This window comes from Prolinoborus fasciculus, from assembly GCF_056724605.1.
This window is the reverse complement of the sequence record NZ_JBWZQN010000035.1, coordinates 16,493-34,893: the sequence shown is the minus strand read 5'-3', so window position 1 is coordinate 34,893 and position 18,401 is coordinate 16,493. Positions and strand designations below refer to the sequence as shown.

Annotated in this window: 19 protein-coding genes; 8 read left to right on the top strand and 11 right to left on the bottom strand. The window is 43.2% G+C overall.

The features are described from left to right. The first annotated feature begins 250 nt into the window (after nt 1–250). On the top strand, nt 251–1,615 hold the full coding sequence (locus AC1P5O_RS09750; protein ID WP_004280975.1) for an MATE family efflux transporter: 1,365 nt from the start codon (nt 251–253) through the stop codon (nt 1,613–1,615). A gap of 115 nt (nt 1,616–1,730) precedes the next feature. Here the strand turns inward: AC1P5O_RS09750 and AC1P5O_RS09745 are convergent, their stop codons facing one another. Beyond that, entirely contained in the window at nt 1,731–2,579 is an 849-nt protein-coding gene (locus AC1P5O_RS09745; RefSeq protein ID WP_004280974.1) for an SDR family NAD(P)-dependent oxidoreductase, read from the bottom strand. A 223-nt stretch (nt 2,580–2,802) separates the two neighbouring features. On the opposite strand from AC1P5O_RS09745, the gene AC1P5O_RS09740 reads away from it, so the two are divergent. The 3 genes from AC1P5O_RS09740 (at nt 2,803) to phoR (ending at nt 5,824) form a co-directional block, all read left to right on the top strand. Beyond that, the gene (locus AC1P5O_RS09740) at nt 2,803–3,480 is read left to right on the top strand and encodes a TetR/AcrR family transcriptional regulator (protein WP_004280973.1); all 678 of its coding nucleotides are present in this window, start codon (nt 2,803–2,805) and stop codon (nt 3,478–3,480) included. A 249-nt stretch (nt 3,481–3,729) separates the two neighbouring features. Continuing rightward, a complete protein-coding gene (gene phoB, locus AC1P5O_RS09735; RefSeq protein WP_004280972.1) occupies nt 3,730–4,440 on the top strand; it encodes a phosphate regulon transcriptional regulator PhoB in 711 nt (236 codons plus the stop codon). A 25-nt stretch (nt 4,441–4,465) separates the two neighbouring features. After that, nucleotides 4,466–5,824, top strand: a complete 1,359-nt coding sequence (gene phoR / locus AC1P5O_RS09730) for a phosphate regulon sensor histidine kinase PhoR (protein ID WP_004644846.1) — start codon at nt 4,466–4,468, stop codon at nt 5,822–5,824. Nucleotides 5,825–5,872: 48 nt separating this feature from the next. Here the strand turns inward: phoR and AC1P5O_RS09725 are convergent, their stop codons facing one another. Together AC1P5O_RS09725 and AC1P5O_RS09720 are read right to left on the bottom strand one after the other, a co-directional pair. Then, entirely contained in the window at nt 5,873–6,523 is a 651-nt protein-coding gene (locus AC1P5O_RS09725) for a glutathione S-transferase family protein (protein WP_005265446.1), read from the bottom strand. 160 nt (nt 6,524–6,683) lie between these two features. Continuing rightward, complete coding sequence (locus AC1P5O_RS09720) at nt 6,684–7,631, bottom strand: pirin family protein (protein ID WP_005265445.1); 948 nt, start codon at nt 7,629–7,631, stop codon at nt 6,684–6,686. A gap of 498 nt (nt 7,632–8,129) precedes the next feature. Between AC1P5O_RS09720 and AC1P5O_RS09715 the strand changes: the two genes are divergently transcribed. Together AC1P5O_RS09715 and AC1P5O_RS09710 are read left to right on the top strand one after the other, a co-directional pair. Next, nucleotides 8,130–9,452, top strand: a complete 1,323-nt coding sequence (locus AC1P5O_RS09715) for a GGDEF domain-containing protein (protein ID WP_005265444.1) — start codon at nt 8,130–8,132, stop codon at nt 9,450–9,452. 190 nt (nt 9,453–9,642) lie between these two features. After that, nucleotides 9,643–9,807 (top strand): hypothetical protein, encoded by a 165-nt coding sequence (locus AC1P5O_RS09710; RefSeq protein WP_228277099.1) that lies wholly within the window; start codon nt 9,643–9,645, stop codon nt 9,805–9,807. Here the strand turns inward: AC1P5O_RS09710 and AC1P5O_RS09705 are convergent. Next, nucleotides 9,800–10,501 (bottom strand): IS1 family transposase, encoded by a 702-nt coding sequence (locus tag AC1P5O_RS09705; RefSeq protein WP_155861707.1) that lies wholly within the window; start codon nt 10,499–10,501, stop codon nt 9,800–9,802. The genes AC1P5O_RS09710 and AC1P5O_RS09705 overlap by 8 nt on opposite strands. Here AC1P5O_RS09705 and AC1P5O_RS09700 point away from each other — a divergent pair. Continuing rightward, nucleotides 10,496–11,662 (top strand): GGDEF domain-containing protein, encoded by a 1,167-nt coding sequence (locus tag AC1P5O_RS09700; protein WP_228277100.1) that lies wholly within the window; start codon nt 10,496–10,498, stop codon nt 11,660–11,662. The genes AC1P5O_RS09705 and AC1P5O_RS09700 overlap by 6 nt on opposite strands. A gap of 8 nt (nt 11,663–11,670) precedes the next feature. On the opposite strand, the gene AC1P5O_RS09695 is transcribed toward AC1P5O_RS09700, so the two are convergent. Together AC1P5O_RS09695 and guaA are read right to left on the bottom strand one after the other, a co-directional pair. After that, entirely contained in the window at nt 11,671–12,603 is a 933-nt protein-coding gene (locus AC1P5O_RS09695) for a restriction endonuclease (protein WP_004280964.1), read from the bottom strand. A 159-nt stretch (nt 12,604–12,762) separates the two neighbouring features. Beyond that, a complete protein-coding gene (gene guaA / locus AC1P5O_RS09690) occupies nt 12,763–14,313 on the bottom strand; it encodes a glutamine-hydrolyzing GMP synthase (protein WP_499005983.1) in 1,551 nt (516 codons plus the stop codon). Nucleotides 14,314–14,675: 362 nt separating this feature from the next. On the opposite strand from guaA, the gene AC1P5O_RS09685 reads away from it, so the two are divergent. Continuing rightward, entirely contained in the window at nt 14,676–15,314 is a 639-nt protein-coding gene (locus AC1P5O_RS09685) for a DedA family protein (protein WP_004644839.1), read from the top strand. A gap of 38 nt (nt 15,315–15,352) precedes the next feature. On the opposite strand, the gene AC1P5O_RS09680 is transcribed toward AC1P5O_RS09685, so the two are convergent. From AC1P5O_RS09680 to AC1P5O_RS09660, 5 genes are all read right to left on the bottom strand, one after another. Beyond that, the gene (locus tag AC1P5O_RS09680) at nt 15,353–15,946 is read right to left on the bottom strand and encodes a hypothetical protein (protein WP_004732653.1); all 594 of its coding nucleotides are present in this window, start codon (nt 15,944–15,946) and stop codon (nt 15,353–15,355) included. A 198-nt stretch (nt 15,947–16,144) separates the two neighbouring features. Further along, on the bottom strand, nt 16,145–16,537 hold the full coding sequence (locus tag AC1P5O_RS09675) for a hypothetical protein (protein WP_005105109.1): 393 nt from the start codon (nt 16,535–16,537) through the stop codon (nt 16,145–16,147). Between the two features lie 13 nt (nt 16,538–16,550). After that, complete coding sequence (locus tag AC1P5O_RS09670) at nt 16,551–17,387, bottom strand: ParA family protein (RefSeq protein WP_071851250.1); 837 nt, start codon at nt 17,385–17,387, stop codon at nt 16,551–16,553. 96 nt (nt 17,388–17,483) lie between these two features. After that, entirely contained in the window at nt 17,484–17,876 is a 393-nt protein-coding gene (locus AC1P5O_RS09665; RefSeq protein ID WP_005265414.1) for a SirB2 family protein, read from the bottom strand. Nucleotides 17,877–17,885: 9 nt separating this feature from the next. Then, a complete protein-coding gene (locus AC1P5O_RS09660; protein WP_004280957.1) occupies nt 17,886–18,194 on the bottom strand; it encodes a BolA family protein in 309 nt (102 codons plus the stop codon). Nucleotides 18,195–18,401 lie beyond the last annotated feature (207 nt).

The window sequence follows — 18,401 nt, the reverse complement described above, 5'->3', positions numbered from 1 at the left end:
GCGACTCATGAGTGCTCGGTTATATGCGGGCCAATTGGTTGTGCGGTAGATTTTGTGTGTAGGCTTCTTCATTTGAAAATTATATCGCTGAAAAAGCCTTTACAGATAGGTTTGTGCAACAAAGCCCCTTTTAACTAAAACTCTCATAAAATAAATGCCTTAGTTACTTAAAAGCTAAGGCTTTTTTTTATATTCTGCCGAATAATAGCTACATCAATAAATAGATGATAATTCAATCACAGGATGTCGCATGGCACAGCACTCACTGATTCATCAACAGAATTTATGGAAAGCCTTTCTGGTTTTTCTATTGCCATTAATTGCGACCAATATCCTGCAAAGTCTCTCCGGCACGATCAATACGGTTTTTGTGGGACAAATGCTCGGAGTGAATGCGATTGCTGCTGTTGCCGTTTTTTTCCCGATCCTGTTTTGTCTGATGGCCTTTGTGATTGGTTTGTCTGCCGGTTCTACCGTACTGATTGGACAGGCTTGGGGTGGAAAAAATATAGAAAAAGTGCGCTGTGTGGTCGGTTCAACTTTATTTATGACCTTGATTGGCGGCAGCTTGATTGCGCTTTTCGGGGTAATTTTTGCTGAGAATATTCTTTTGGCCCTTGGCACAGATCCTGATGTAATGCATTTGTCCTTGCCCTATGTACAATGGATGCTGGCGGGTAGTCCCTTAATTTTTATCTATATTATTTATACTTCCATCTTGCGTGGCGTTGGGGATAGTACCACGCCCCTGTTTGCTTCCGCACTTACCATTGGGGTCGGTTTGGTGGTGACACCGGTCCTGATTGCCGGTTATTTTGGCTTTCCTAAAATGGGCATTATCTCACCGGCGATTGCCACCATTCTGGGAAATCTGGCGGTTCTGTTGTTTTTAATCCTGTATTTGAACTATAGGCAACATCCGCTCAAGCTGGACTGGGCCTTATTAAAAAATATTCGTCATCAACCACAGTTGAGCAGAATGATCTTGAAACTGGGGGTTCCTACTGGTGTGCAAATGGTCACGACTTCAGTTGCCGGACTGGTAATTGTCGGACTGGTCAACCGCTATGGCGCAGAAGCAACAGCGGCCTATGGTGCAGTCAATCAGGTCTTAAATTATATTCAATTTCCGGCTTTGTCGATTGCAATTGCCGCATCTGTATTTGGTGCGCAAGCGATTGGCGCAGGTAAATCGGATCTGCTCAATAAAGTGACCCGGACTGCGCTGAGTATGAATATCCTGTTTACCGGCGGTCTGGTGATTCTGGCCTACCTGTTCTCCAAATATCTGATGGCGCTGTTTATTACCGATCCTAAGGTTGTAGTACTGGGACAACAACTGCTATTTATTGTGCTGTGGTCAATTTTGTTCTTTGGCGCCAGTGCTATTTTTGCTTCGATCATGCGTTCAAGTGGTACGGTGACCGTGCCAATGCTGATCAACATTTTTGCCATTCTCTGTATTGAAGTTCCCGCCGCTTATCTGTTTAGTCAATGGTGGGGCCTAGAAGGTATCTGGTATGCCTATGCGTTGGCTTTTGTCAGCCTGTGTATTTTGCAGGGACTGTATTATCAGTTTATCTGGAAGAAAAAAACGGTTGAAGCGTTAATTTAGATAAAAAGTTTATACCTCAAAAGCACAATACCTTAGATACTGGCTTGCTAAAGAGTCAGACTATGATTGTCGCCATAAAAGAAAACCCGCTTTCGCGGGTCTGTTTTACAATTTTTTAAGCAGATTTTTTCTTCTTTTTACCAAATTGGGTCGCCAGTGCAGTGACATGCTGATAACCGGTCGGCAAGATCCGCTGAATCAGGTCAATTGCTTTGGCATCATTACCGATCAGCAGACGGCGCTTGTCTTTTTGTACCGCCTCCAGAATTTGACGAGCGGCTTCTGCAGGTGGACAACGCAATAATTTATTAAAATTACGAGCTGATTTTTCCGGATTCATACCTAAAGTCAGCAGGCTGTTATTCATTTTTGCAGCATTGGCAATATTGGTACGGATACCCCCCGGATGTACACACAGTGCACTCACCCCACAATTTTCCAGATCCAGTTCCTGACGTAGGGATTCAGTAAAACCACGCACTGCAAACTTGGTCGCATTATAAGCAGACTGGGTCGGTTGAGCAGTCAGACCAAACAGGCTGGAAATATTGATGATATGGCCATCGCCAGTTTTCTTGATCAGTGGCAGAAATTCTTTGGTGCCATACACCACGCCCCAGAAATTGATTCCGACAATCCATTCCAGTTCTTCATAAGACGCCCCTTCAACAGTTGAACCTAGTGCGACGCCAGCATTATTAAATATCATATTGACACTGCCATGATCCTGTTCAACCTGTGCCGCCCAGTTACGCACCTGTTCCAGTTCAGCCACGTTCACTTTCTGGATAGTCACACGAACATCACTCTCTTTGAGCAATTCAAGCGTTTGCGCCAGACCTTGTTCATTGATATCACTCAGCGCCAAGTGACAACCCTGCTTGGCCAATAATACCGCCAGTTGCTGGCCAATACCTGAACCGGCACCGGTAATTGCAGCAACTTTATTGTTAAAATTTTTCATTCAATTTCCTTATGTAAAGAACTGCCATTCCATGACAGCAGGATCTTGTTCTGTTGTTTCAGGAGCTAGCACAGATCCTCAATATAGTTTTGACAATATAGATTGTCAATAATTATCCTATGTCCTTAGAGGCCAAATTTCAGGGGAGCATTTCTATATAGGTCTAAGCGAGATTTATTGCTAAGATATTCAAAATCTTCATGCAGATGAGCACACAGGCCTTATGACCGATTCGATCGACTCAGTAGCAAAATCACGACCCTCCAAAACCAAGGAGCGTCAGTTTAAAGGCCTGTCGATGGCTGAACGACAGCAGGCACGTCGTGAAAAACTGATCGAAGCCGGAATTGAAGCCTATGGCAGTTATGGTTTTTTTTCAGTTACCGTCAAAGATATCTGTAATGAAGCCAAACTAACCGAACGTTATTTTTATGAATCCTTCAAGAAAAGCGAAGATCTGTTTCAGACCATTTTCTTAAAACTGATTGATGAACTGCAGCAGAATGTGATGCAGGCCATGATGCAGGCATCGAGTGATCCGAAAAAAATGATCGAAGCCGGTTTGAGTGCGCTGCTCACTACCCTGCGTGACAATCCGCGCATGGCACGGATCATTTATATCGATGCCATGCTGGTGCAGGAACTGCATAATCAGGCCACCATTCATGAAACCATGTCACGTTTCGACCGCATGATTCATGCCTTTGTCATGTTGATGATGCCGCAGTTAAATCGCAGCGAGCAGGAAATTTCATTGGTGTCGACCGGTTTAAATGGCTATGTCACCCAAATTGCCATTCGTTGGGTGATGAGTGGTTTTAAGCATTCGCTTGAGGAAGTTTTATCGTCTTGTAGTGTGGTTTTTTTGGCGCTGCTCGAGTCATTTTCCGAGAAAAAATAGCTGTTAAATCCTGTGTTTAATAGGATTTCCTGCATTTACCAGTGAGTTGAAGATTTATGCTGTACTACGGAAATGAGTAAAATTAATTTATGATTTTTTAACAAGTTTCTGCATTATATTTGTCACAAATCTTTGCGAATATCAGCAGTTTTTCCCTTTCTGCAATGATACTGTCATAATTAGTCTTTGTAATAAGCCTGTCATAAATATAAAACGGTTCACCGTTTACATGAAATAGGGTATTGCGTTGTGAAAGATGACTACATATTAATCGTCGATGACGAGCTCCCGATTCGGGAAATGATCCATACCTCTCTGGATATGGCCGGTTTTCAGTGCTTGCAGGCAGAAGATGCCAAGCAGGCGCATCAGATGATTGTGGATCAGCGTCCGGCACTGATTTTGCTGGACTGGATGATGCCAGGTGGCGTCAGCGGTGTGGACCTGTGTCGTCGTCTGAAACGTGATGAAAGCCTGTCAGAAATTCCGGTGATTATGCTCACAGCGCGCGGTGAAGAAGACCACAAGGTACAAGGTCTGGATGCCGGTGCCGATGACTACATGACCAAGCCATTCTCGACCCGGGAACTGGTCTCGCGGATTAAGGCGGTACTGCGCCGCGCCAATGCCCTGAGCGGTGAAAAAACTATTGATGCCAACGGCTTGATTCTGGATCCGGTCAGCCAGCGGGTGAATTTTGGTAACAACATTCTGGAAATGGGTCCGACTGAATATCGTTTACTGGCATTCTTCATGACCCATCCGGAACGTGCCTATACCCGTGCGCAATTGCTGGATCAGGTTTGGGGCGGTAACGTCTATATTGAAGACCGGACTATCGATGTGCATATCCGCCGTTTGCGTAAAGTGCTGGAACCTTATGGTGTAGACCGTTTTGTACAGACCGTTCGCGGAACGGGGTATCGTTTCTCGACGCGTTCAGATGTCGCTTTAGGTTAATATCTTTTAAGGTAAATCTTGTTTTATGTATGAACCCTACCCTGTCCCCGAACTGGCACGCGAACACAAAAGAATCCGTTACAGCAGTTTATGGGATTTTGCCAAGCAGGATTTACGCCTACTGGCTTTTTTCCTGATTATCGCCAGCTTTATCGGTTTTGGGATTGGGTATTTCTGGGTTTGTATCGTAATTGCTTTCGTGGCGTTCTTTGCGACCCAAATGCGTTCCTTATATCTGGTCAATGAATGGATTTCCAATCGCCCTTATGATGTTCCACCAAATATTGGCGGGATTTGGGGTGCGCTACTTTTCAATGTTTACCGCGCCCAACGTCAGGAACGGATTGTTCAGGCGGAAATGGTCGAACTGATTGATCGTGCACAGTCTTCACTGGTGGCCTTACAAGAAGCTGTGGTACTACTTGATGAAAACCAGCAGATTGAATGGTGGAATCCGGCAGCCGAACGTCTGCTCGGAATCTCCAGTGATGACCGTCGCCGTAATATCCTGACCTTGTTACGCCAACCAAGCTTTATCGAATACTATCACCATATTGATGAATCCCCGGACGGCCTGAAAATGCGTTCTTCGCTGTTTGAAGACCATTATGTGCAGGTCAAAATGACCCGTTTTGGCGGAGAAAGTCGGGTACTGGTCGCTTATGATGTGACCCGGATGCACAATCTGGAACAGATGCGAAAGGATTTTGTCGACAATATTTCACATGAACTGCGCACTCCTTTGACCGTACTCAGCGGTTATATTGAAACCTTTACCGATCAGGAAGATATTAATCCACGCTGGAAACGCGCTTTTGATCAGATGCAGTCGCAAACCCGACGCATGAATGCTCTGGTCAACGACCTGCTGCTGCTGTCACGTCTGGAAAATGATAAGAATATTGCCAAAAACCAGATCATTGAAATGCCGAGTCTGATGAACCAGCTATTCGATGATGCCCAGGCCTATAATATTGATTATGGTCATACCCTGAATCTGGACATTGACAGTCATTGCGATCTGATCGGTTCAGATATGGAACTGGCCAGCGCCTTTAGCAACCTGATTACCAATGCCATCAAGTATACGCCTAAAGGCGGCACCATCACCATCGGCTGGCATGATGACGGTGAATCGGCCTATTTTGTGGTGCAAGATAACGGCATCGGTATTGATCCCAAGCATCTGCCACGTCTGACCGAGCGTTTTTACCGCATCGATTCAGACCGCAGCCGTCGTACTGGCGGTACCGGTTTGGGATTGGCAATTGTTAAACATGTACTCATGCAGCATCAGGCACATCTGGAAATTGAGTCCAAGGAAAACCAAGGTTCCACGTTTAAGGTAGTTTTCCCCAAAGAACGTCTCAGCTTTCCGGACTAATCTCACAAAATCAAAAAAGGTACCATCGGCACCTTTTCTTTTAAGCGTTTAAGAGCTGATCTGTTTTTCTTTGGACAGTGCACGCGCATAGGCAGCACGTTGCGACACCCGTTTAAGATAGGCTTGAATCGCTGGATAGCTTTGACCCGTCCGGCTCTGCATGGCCTCCAAAGGAAAACTCATCTGAATATCCGCAAAACTGAAATGCCCGGCAAAATAATCATGCTCACTCAAATAGCTTTCCAGAAACTGGATATGATCTTTTAAACGGCTCTGTACAAATTGCTTTTTCACCCCATCACAGATTTTCTTGGCCACAGGTCGAATCAGCAAAGGCGTATGTTTAGGCACTGTGGTCATTACCAGTTGCATCACCAGCAGCGGCATTAACGAGCCTTCCGCATAATGCATCCAGTAACGGTACTGGGCCTTGTCGGCAATATCTTCTGGGCGAAACTGCTGCTTTTCATCATAAGTTTCCTGCAAATATTCCAGGATCGCCGCAGATTCTGCCAGTACCTGACCCTGATCGACCAGAATCGGGGCTTTGCCCAACGGATGGATCTGTTTTAAGGCCGGTGGCGCAGAAAGGTTGGGCTGACGTTTATAGTATTTAACCTCGTAATCCAGTCCTAATTCTTCCATGGCCCACAGGATACGAAATGATCGTGATTGTTCGAGATGATGTAAAACACGCATATTAGACTCATGATTTTATTGTTTTTGCCCACTGAGCATAGCAAAAAGCAGCAGACTCTAGCTCATTTTTTGATGACTGTAATGATATGTATCCTATGTTGCAGATTCATTATTTGAGTTCAACTCAGACAGCGTTCCATATTCCCATCATTTTTAGCATTTATCGGGAAGCCCGCATCTGGTCTGGAAATGCAGGCGCTTCTAAACGTGGTCCATCATAGGCAGGAATGGAACCAAAACGTTCATGACCTTCAATCCATTGTTCCCGCGCAATTTTAAGTTCCTCTGTCGTACGCCCGACCAAATTCCACCACAGTAAAATCGGGCTTTCAAATGGTTCCCCACCAATCAATAACACCCGACTCCCGGCATGAATTTCAGCATTGACCTGCTGTAAGCCCGGCTCAAGGATCAACATATTATCCTCTGTCAGTTCATGCCCATTGATGCTGGCCGTCCCTTCAAGCACCATAAAACCATATTCAAATTTCGGATTCAGCGGCAAGCGCATACTGCTACTTTCAGCTGCATACACATCCACGCCTAGCAATTCACTATGTACTTTAACTGGTGATCTCGTTTTTAAATATTCTCCGACCAGCACGGTAAATTCAATGCCTTGCTCATTTATGACCGGCAATTCAGGATAATGTTCAAAACCCGGTGCCATATTGATCTTGTCATCCGGCAAGGCAATCCATAACTGCGCTGCATGCATATGCGTTTCACTTTCAGGAGAGACTTCGGTATGTGAAATGCCATAACCCGAGGTCATCAGATTGACCTGCTTGGGACGAATCAACTGCTGATTTCCCAGACTGTCATTGTGCATCATGCTGCCTTCGATCATCCATGTAAAGGTCTGCAGACCAATGTGCGGATGTGGTCCGATATCCAGACCATCTCCTTGCGGGAAAATGGCCGGACCCGCATGATCCAGAAAACACCAGGCACCAATCATGCGCTTATGTCTGCTTGGCAAGGCACGTTTAATCACGGTGCCCTGTCCGATTTCCGCGCGACGTAAAGGAAACTCCTGAATAAACTGATTCACATACTTTTCACAATCATCGGAATTCGACAGTTCAATATCACTATTATTCGACATGGCTGAGCTTACCTCGGCATTTTCATTCTACTTTTGAGTGGGTGAGACATGCATTTGACCGATTCAAGATGCCTCTCTGTTCAGGACAATGTACAGGGTCTATGGGCAAAATCTATCCCTGGAAATATTTAGATACGTATAAAACGCCTCACTAGTCTCATTAATTTAAATCCTGAAAGGCAGATGGGATTTGTATCCAAAGCCCCCAAAATTAAGTTTTAGCAAGGCAATCATGATTTAGGCACATGGCGTTATGAGTTTAAATAAACTGAAGGTCAGGAATATCATTTATGTTTCACGTGAAACGAATCCATAACAACCAAATATCCCAATGAATAAGATGATTATTCATGTATTTCAATCGCTTTCAATTTTACAAAACACAAATTTTGTTACGTTTTAGCTTTAAAAACTTCCCGGATACCCAATTTTTGGGAGGTTATTTTTTACTCAACCACGGCATAATAGGCACCTATAAAAATAACACTGGACCAGGACATGTCTGCTCAGAATGAGAATATATATTCAACGGCGAATGTATCTTTTCAAAATTCGACGACCGATAAATCACTGAAATTATCTGAATGTGATCTGCAGAACCGTCAGCTGATTGAACAGGCGCTAACAGATCCTCATGCCCGTATTCCTGCCCCGTTTCAGCAGTATTTTCATGATTATGTCTATACGCATAGTCATCATAACTTGCGTCAAATTAACTATCTGGCGCAAATTGCCTTTTTACTGTATTTCTTTGCCGATATTCTGATTATTCCAGACATGTTTTTTATTTCTGGTCTGATGCGCGTCGTTCTGGTTCTGGGCGCCATGTTTTGCTGTTATTACCTGTTTAAAAAACATAAAAACATTCAGATTCTGGACAGAATCTTGCCGATAGGTACCACTGTGGCTGCAGCGGCCTGGATTGGCTTACTCGCGCTTTCAACCAGTCCCCATGTTGCTACCTATATTTATGCCTCTGCGATCTTTATTCTCATCGCCAATCTCTGTGTGCAGACCCAGTTTAAAGTCGCAGTCTATTGCTCCATCTTGATTGCCCTGTTTATCATGCTTGGGGTGACCCAGTTCATGAGTGCTTCTCAAGCCTTTATTTTTAGCGTGGTCTTTAGTCCACTGTGGTTTTTTAGTATTTATATTAACTGGAATAATATTCTGAATGTGCGGCGTTCTTTTTTGCGCTCCCTGCTTGATGAATGGAACTATCAAACCTTAAAGAATCTGGCCCATACCGATGATTTGACCCAACTCTACAACCGTCGCCATTTTGTCGATATGGCTGAACGCTCTATTCATCAATGGCCTAAACATGCCAGTAGCTGCCTGTTGATGTTTGATGTGGATCATTTTAAAAATATTAATGATAGCTATGGGCATGATGTTGGTGATCGGGTGCTACAACTGATTGCTGAGGTGACCCGTAAAGAAATGCGGCATAGCGATGTACTGGCACGTTTTGGCGGGGAAGAGTTTATCGCTCTCCTGGAAGATACTCAGCTACAAGACAGCCTGGTGATTGCAGAACGAATTCGTTGTGCAATTCAAAAGCAGTATATTTATGTTGAATCCAATCATGCCATCCGGTTCACCATTTCGATCGGTGTTGCAGAACTAGAATCCCATACCCAGACTCTGGAAGATCTGATCAAACAAGCCGATATCGCCTTATATCAAGCCAAGAAGTCTGGCCGAAACCGGATTGAAGTCTATCATCCGGATATGCTGAATAAGCCCAAGCCAGCAACAGAAAATCCCTGGAATGTATTTAAGCCAGACACTCAACCAGCCCAGTCAACGGCGAATTAAAGCTGAATCATTAGTCTGTTCTATAAGCTAGGATCATTCTTAGAATGCGTTAATCGGGGATTTCATTTTATAAAATAAATTTGATTCTTCCACTTTTAAAATATCCAACAAAAGAATAGAATATTTTTTATACAACTATATATAAATTTCATCTTATTCATTTTTATATATTTTAATTTGGGAAGGCTGCATGCCGCATGATAACGAAAAAGAATCACGTACCCTGATTCAGGAGGCTCTTCAAGATCCGCTTGTTCGTATTCCTGCACCTCTAAAACCGGCCTACTATGCTCATCAGAAAAAACTCACTTTAAAATACTGGTGGTGTTTTAAAAAGTATGCTGACATTAAATGAAGCCATTATTGATGTAAAAGAAGGTTAAGTCGAAGGCTTTAAAATGGTTTTCAAGCTTTTTGGAGAAATTACAACTTCTTCTAAAACCACGCCTTATTCGATGCCTTATTTTGCAATTATTACCTTCAATTCCTACAGTAAAAAACTTACCAATACTTTGCTTGCAGTTTTTAAAAGCAGTGATGAAACTGTCCCAATGATCACTTGCAATTCGGGTGTAGTGAATACCTAATTGTTTAAGCTTTGTCTTCAACCTTTGGACTGTAGCTGAATCTCTCTTACCCCAAACATAAGCAACAATCTCACCTGTTTCTCGATGGTAGGCGTAAATAAGCCATTGTTTATTATTTTTATTTCCAACAAAAGTCCAGAATTCATCTACTTCGAGAGATTCATAATGACTTTGTTTAGGCTGAATTTGATAGGCCGATTCAGTTAAAGTCCGTAAGACTTTACCGATACTAATGCGCTCAACTTCAGCGATATCTCGTATACCGCTGCCTCTGACCATTAACTGTAATATTTTACGAGTAATGCCAGAATTACATCCTAGATAGCTCAGAGCATGGTCACCAATAAACTGACGTTTGCAGTCTTTGCATTGGTAGTTTTGTTTCCCATCTACTTTGATGCCATTTTTCTTTATACTGTCACTGAGGCAGGTTGGACATTTGATTTCTAGAGTTATTTGCATTTCTCTATTTTATCAAAATTCAACCTGCTTTTTTTTAGCATACTTTTTGATACACCACCAAAATACTTATTACAGGTCAATTTATTCGCACAGCTGGCATATGCCTCTTATACCCTCGCCGATATTCTGGTGCTGCATGATATTCTCAAGTTACTCATTTTGACCAAAATCAGCTATACCATCCTGATCGTACTGATCACGATCTGGATGTATCACTCTTACCGCAATCTGCCTGTCTTTGATCTGCTCTTGCCTACCTCGATTATTGGTGCAAGTGCCATCTGGTTTTTTAATCTGAATCAGTCTGAAAGTGCTTATACCCTCATTTATCAATATGCCTCCTTAGTCTTTATTGTACTGGCCAATTTATGTGTGCAGATCCGGTTCTGGCCGTCTTTGATTACTTCAAGTCTGATTACCCTGATGATTTACATCGGTGTATATTTCAATACTCGGTCTGACCTGTACCAGATGTTTTTATTTTCCCTGATTTATCTGCCAGTATTGACCTTCAGTCTATATATTAGCTGGAGCTCGACCTTAAAATCACGCATGGTATTTTTGCAGCATACCCTGAATGAATATAATCGGCAGGCCTTTGAAAATATGGCTCATACCGACTCACTCACTGGCCTGAATAACCGTCGCTGTTTTGAATATCTCGCGCAACAACTGGTACAACAGAATTTTGATCAACCGGTGCCTATGAGTTTACTGGTCTTTGATGTCGATCATTTTAAGCAGATTAATGATCGTTATGGTCATGATATCGGAGATCAGGTCTTACAGACGATTGCCCTAAATACACACAGCGAAATGCGGCAGCATGATATTTTGGCACGCTATGGAGGCGAGGAATTTATTGCATTTTTACCCGAAACTTCTCTGGATGAAGCGCTAAAAGTTGCCGAGCGTTTAAGGCATAAAATTGAAAATATTGTGATCGATCTAGACAGCCAACATCGTTTCAGTTTTAGTATTTCGATTGGTGCTGCCATTCTGGAAAGCTGTGAAACGGATTTGATGACCCTAATTAAGCAAGCCGATATTGCCTTATATCAGGCTAAAGCCAATGGACGGAATCGGGTTGAAGCTTATGATCCAGATCTGGAGCAAAGTTTAGCTGGGGAGCTGCAAAACTGGCAGGTTAAACCAGCTTAAATTACCCGTTAAAAATTATCTTCATCAAAACGATCTTGGTCGATTTTATAGATATGAAAACTACGTTCTATTTGTACACCTAAACCAAATTCAATCATTAAAGACGTCAGCTTATCGCCATCAATTAAAACAATACCGGATTTTCTTGCCGACTCAATGGCCTCTTTACTGAAACTTGACGTAGTAATGAATACACCCTTCTTAGCAACTTGATCGGCCAAAGCACCTTTAAACTGTTGAATGTCGGGACGACCAACAGTATCTTTCCAACGTTTCGCTTGGATGTAAATTTTATCTAGCCCTAATCGATCTTCACTAATTACACCATCAATTCCACCATCGTTGGTTTTACCAATCGCTTGAGCTGCATCTTGATGTGAACCGCCGTAGCCCATTGCCACCAGAAGATCGACAACCAGTCTTTCAAAAAATGAAGGAGATTTATCTTTTACCATCTGAAGCAAATCACTTTTCAAATCAGATTTTAATAATTCCGTTGTGTTCTGGATTGTTTCTTCTGGAGTCTGAGTTTCTTGGTAACTATTTAGGCTTTCAATAACTTGTAGATTCCCGATCCCAAACTCATCTTTATTTTTCTTTCCTAATTTAAAATCTGAAAATCCGTTGAACTGTGCTAAATATTCATTTGTTATAGCATCTAAACTTTTTAAATCAACCTGTCTACCCAAGCTACTAATCTCACAATATGCTCTCTTCGGTTGTTGAACTAAGCCCGCCTTAACTAAGTAGGTCTTTGCCCATGCCACTCTATCTTTAAATATATTTTTCCCGCTCGGAAGAATTTTATTTAAATCCTCTTCGTGTAAATTGGAACGTTCAGCTAGGATATTCGCAGCATCCGAAATTTTTATTGGCTCATTTAATTCTGATAATAATTTCATTAAAGGCAGCATTAATTGATCATAAGTAGGTAAAGGCATTTTTTAGCTTTTAAAGGTTTATTTTTATTCAGTATAAATCAAAAAAAGAGCGCCGAAGCGCTCTTTTTTATTAGGTTATATCTGATAAACCAGATACTGCCACGCGCATAGCGCTTGGCGTAATTTAGGCGGACAGCAGTGCTGTCCGAAACCCCTAAATTACTCCCATTCAATTGTTGCTGGTGGTTTAGACGATACGTCATACACAACACGAGAAACTTCAGCAATTTCATTCATGATACGGGTCGAGATCTTATCGACTAAATCATAAGGAAGATGCGCGAAACGAGCCGTCATAAAGTCCACGGTTTCTACCGCACGCAGTGCAATCACCCATGCATAACGACGGCCATCACCGACTACACCCACCGATTTTACTGGCTGGAATACTGCAAATGCTTGAGCAGTCTTGTCATACCAGCCGCTGGCACGCAGTTCCTGCATGAAAATGTCATCCGCAAGACGTAAAATGTCTGCATATTCTTTTTTCACTTCACCCAGGATACGCACACCAAGACCTGGGCCCGGGAATGGATGACGGTAGATCATGCTGTGTGGCAAGCCTAAAGTCGTACCCAATTTACGTACTTCATCTTTAAATAAGTCACGTAATGGTTCAACCAGTTCAAACGCTAGATCTGCTGGTAAACCACCCACATTATGGTGTGATTTAATCACATGTGCCTTGCCCTGCTTGCTTGCAGCAGATTCAATTACGTCTGGATAAATCGTACCTTGTGCAAGGAATTTTACGCCATCTAATTTACGTGCTTCTTCAGCGAAGACAGCAATAAATTCACGGCCAATAATTTTACGTTTTGCTTCAGGATCAACTTCACCCGCAAGCGCAGTCAAGAAACGCTCTTCAGCAGCAGCACGAATAACACGGATACCCATGTTGTCAGCAAACATTTGCATCACTTGATCGCCTTCGTTCAAACGAAGCAAACCGTTGTCTACAAATACACAGGTCAGCTGATCACCGATCGCTTTATGCAACAGCGCTGCCACTACAGATGAATCCACACCACCAGAAAGACCCAGTAATACTTTTTCATCACCAATCTGTTGGCGAAGCTGTTCTACACGTAGATCAATAATGTGTTCTGGCGTCCACAGACCGCGACAACCACAAATTTGATGAACGAAGTTCGACAGTAATTCTGCGCCTTTAGACGTATGTGTCACTTCAGGATGGAACTGAATACCATAGAAACGGCGAGTTTCGTCAGAAACCATAGCAATTGGACAGCTAGGCGTTTGTGCAGTGATCTGGAAGCCTTCTGGAATACGGGCAACCTTGTCACCATGGCTCATCCAGACATGCAGCTGGTTTTCACGGTCCTGTAAATTACCGATCAGCTTGTCACGTACGACAATATCTACTTCTGCATAGCCAAACTCATGCACAGTACCTGGCTCAACTTTACCGCCAAGCTGTTCGCACATGGTTTGCAGGCCATAACAAATACCCAATACCGGCACACCCAGCTCAAATACCACTTGCGGCGCACGCGGGCTGCCCTCAAGGTGAACACTCTCAGGTCCACCAGACAAGATGATACCGTTTGGATTAAATGCACGAATGTCTTCTTCAGACATATCATAGGCATACATTTCAGAATATACACCAGCTTCACGGACACGACGTGCGATGAGCTGACTATATTGAGAACCGAAATCCAGAATCAGGATACGATCTTCAGTAATTTGAGTATTGGTAGTCATGACGAACAACTATGAAAGGCAAACGAAAGATAAGCGCCGTATTCTAACATTTTTCAGCGCATTAAGCACACAATTCGCATTAGGTATACATTTAGTTGATTGCATTATATTTCTAGCACAACAAAGCGTCCCTTCGGATGCCTTGTTTGGTCTGTCATTTTTATATTTTTAAGCTCAAGATTTAATCCAACTAAGCATGTTTTTATAAAAATCTGAAGATAATATGTAAGAGAAATTTTTGCTCAATTGAAGATGGATGGAGCGTTAATTATTTTACTTTCTGGTACTGACTTTCATGCCCCGGGCTGTTAGGATTTGACCACACTTTTGCTTGTACTGGGCTCATGGAACTGATTGATTTTATCTTGCATGTTGATGATCACTTGCTTGAATTTATCACCAATTACGGGATCTGGATTTATGCCATTCTTTTCCTAATTATCTTTGTAGAAACAGGTCTGGTGGTGATGCCGTTCCTGCCCGGTGACAGCTTGCTATTTGCAGCAGGTGCACTGGCAGCCTCTACTGGTGCGATGGATCCTTGGGTGCTGATTCCGCTCTTGTTTGTTGCGGCAGTATTGGGCGATACCCTGAATTATCATATTGGCAAATATATTGGACCTCGGGTTTTCGAGATTGAATCGCGCTTCATCAATAAAAAACACTTATTGGCGACCCAGCAATTCTTTGCCAGACATGGTGGTAAAACCATTATTTTTGCGCGTTTTGTTCCTTTTGCCCGTACTTTCGCACCCTTTGTCGCCGGTGCTGGCAGCATGAATTACAAATATTTCCTGACCTATAATGTAGTAGGTGCATTTGCCTGGATTAGCTCATTTGTCATTTTGGGCTATATGTTTGGCAATATGCCGATCGTCAAAGACAACTTCACCTATCTAATTTTTGGCATCATTATTTTAAGTGTATTGCCAGGTGTGATTGGCTTTATTCAACAAAAGCTCAAAAAAAGTAAAACAGCTTAAGAACTTTTTACATTAAGATTCTTTTACAGCCTGTGCGTTTAATCCCAGAGCTTGATCAAGAGTGGGATGAGACAAAGCAGGACAAATAGAGCCGCGCCTTTATAAATGAGGCCGGCTTTTATTTTTTCAGATGGACTGGTCAATATGGCCTGACCAAAGACCATCCAGAATATCCCGACCGGAACGGTACTCAAGCTAAAGGCAGCAAAAACCAGAACGAAGTTGGTCGGGCTTTGCCAGGTTTCCATCGGTAAAATTCCAGAGGCCAACAATGCTGCTTTAGGATTTTTTAGGGTAGTTGTAAACATTTGCCAGGGGCGAATCTGCGGATGGTTCTTGCTGTAGCGTTCTAACTGCTGGGCCTTATATAAATGCAAGGTCATCCAGCCCACACAGATGGTACTCAGCACATAGACCAAGCCTTTAAAATTTGGCCAGATCGGTGACGCCAGATGAATCACCAAGGCCCATACATTAATGGCATAAAAATAGCCGAGCAAAATGGCAGGAAGATAGAGACTGGTTTTGGCCTGCCCCTGCTGATGAGCAGAACTAGCCACCAAGGCATTGGCGGGCCCTGGAACCATCAGTACAGCAATGAGTCCTAAAACAAATAACCAATTTTCAATCATCGCAATGAACTTTTCCGGGCCAAGGTTGTAGCTTAATCAATATGAGAGTGTGATAACAAGCTTATAAATTTCAGATTTATATACAGTCTGGTCAATTTCCCGTGAGTTTTATCTTAATGTAAACCGCCCTATTCTTGGTGAAAGCAATAAAAAAATGCCGACCCGAAGTCAGCATTCATCCGTTTAATGTTGAATGATTTATTTAGGCGTCGCCTGCCGAACGATGATCGGACAGTTCTTATAACGCGCGGCCTGTACAATCGCTTCCTGCTCGCCTAAAAGCCGTGCCAGTTCGGTTCTTTTGGTATCGGATGACTGTCCCATATTGACTGAAACACTCGGGCCAATACCCCAGCCACCGCGACTGCCCCAGCCACCGCCAAGACCAACGCCCACACCGACGCCTGTACGTTTCGGTGGCTCAACGCCATTGTCGATATACTGCTGAATACGGTTATATTCACCCTGTAGTTGCGAACAACCCAAAGTCTGATACAGGGTTGGCGACACATAAGTCGGTTTTACCGGCGTTGCACAGGCACTCAGTAATGCAAGTGCAGCAATACTCAGGCTTATTTTCACAAGTTTCATAGCTAACTCGATCTTAATTCTGCTCTATCTCATTGAACAACGATTGATAGGCCTGAGTCAATTTATGATCAGTAGCCAAATGAATCAAAGGCTGATTTTTCTGATGAGATTCTTTCATCAAGATCGACGGTGGCAACATACTGTCGAGGACCGGCAACCCTTCATCTTTGAGCTGTTGTACCACTTCACGCGGTAACTTAGCCTGTGCCTGAAACTGGTTGACGACAATACCTTCAATTTCCAGCCCTTCATTATGGTCATCCTGAGTTTCAATCACATTTTCAATCAGGGTCTGCAGGGCGCGTTTAGAAAACACGTCACAGTCGAAGGGAATCAGCACACGGTTCGCCGCAATGAGAGCAGAGAGGGTAAAGAAATTGAATGCAGGCGGTGTATCAATAAACACCCGATCATAATATCCTGACAGTTGTTGTAAGGCATCTCGTAACTTGTAGATCTTGTGCTTGGACTCCAGTGCATAGGCCAATGCACCCAGTGTCGGGCTAGCCGGAATGACATCGAGATGTTTAAAAGAAGATTGATGCACATAGCTTTCCAGACCTTTGCTACGACTTTTTAAAATCGAGCCAATCGCATTACCAAGCAAGCCCTTGCTTTGCTGATTACCGAGTACATCTTCAAAATAGTTTTCGATATTCGGTTCGAGTGCCGGCTTGTTACTAGAATACGTCGCATCATCACCCAGCACATACTGGCTAGAGTTGGCCTGCGGATCCAGGTCAATCAATAAGGTTTTTAAACCCTGATGTGCACTGATCGCTGCCAGATTGACAGTAATACTCGACTTGCCTACCCCACCCTTTTGATTAAATACCACACGTGTACGCATGTCCCCCTCCTCACATTTTTAATTACTTTTACAACATTTGTATTTTCTAATTATTTGCATGGACTGGCTGTGCTGATCATCACAGCCAGCCTGCTTTTAGCCAAAATTCGGCTTGATCATCACCAAAGCCAGAATAGACACCAATGAAACTACAGCAATAACTAAGCCAGCCCGACGCTGCGACAGCAAGATCGAATCATCTTTTTTATAGGCTTTGCCTAGCGAGGACACCAGCACCAAAAATAAAATGACTTTGGCATAGAACCAAGGCTGTACATCAAAGTCTTTCAGGACGAGCGATACTATACCGGTCAGTGCAATCACCGTGATAGCTAAATGCTGTAAAGCGACTAGCGCTGTACGTGCTAACGGATTAGGCATATTTCCCTGTGTGCCGACAAACAAGGTCAAGGCACGGGCAAGAATGGCGACAATCGCCAGTCCTGCTACCGACATATGGATAATCTTGACTAAAAGTTGGGTTTCCATCATTTCCTCTTAGTTTTTAGGTGCGTGTGCACAAGCAGGACTGGTCGTATCCTGACCTGCCCATTCTTCAGGCAAAAATGCATGAATGGCCAGCGCATGAATCTTGTCTTTTGACAGCAGATCACCCGCAGCAGCATAAACTTTCTGATGACGCTGGACGGGGCGCAAACCGGCAAATGCCTGACTCACAATCACGGTTTTAAAATGCGATTCTTTTCCCGGGAAATAACCACCATGACCCGAAGACTCATTCACCACTTCCAAATGGGTTGGGGATAATTGCGCCAAACGATCTTTCAGTTGTTGTTCTAAGCTCATGGCCTGACTCCAATCTTCAAAAATATAATCCCAGTATACCTTGTTCTGCCGAGTATTTCGGTAATCTGTTCAGGTGCAATCCGTTGATTGTGGTGAAATTTCATCGATTTCTATATGAATATTGGTTATTTATTGTCTAATCTACAGCATTTTGCTTTTATTTTATGCAATTGATGCAAGATTTTTAACAAAGGTGTTGACCACATT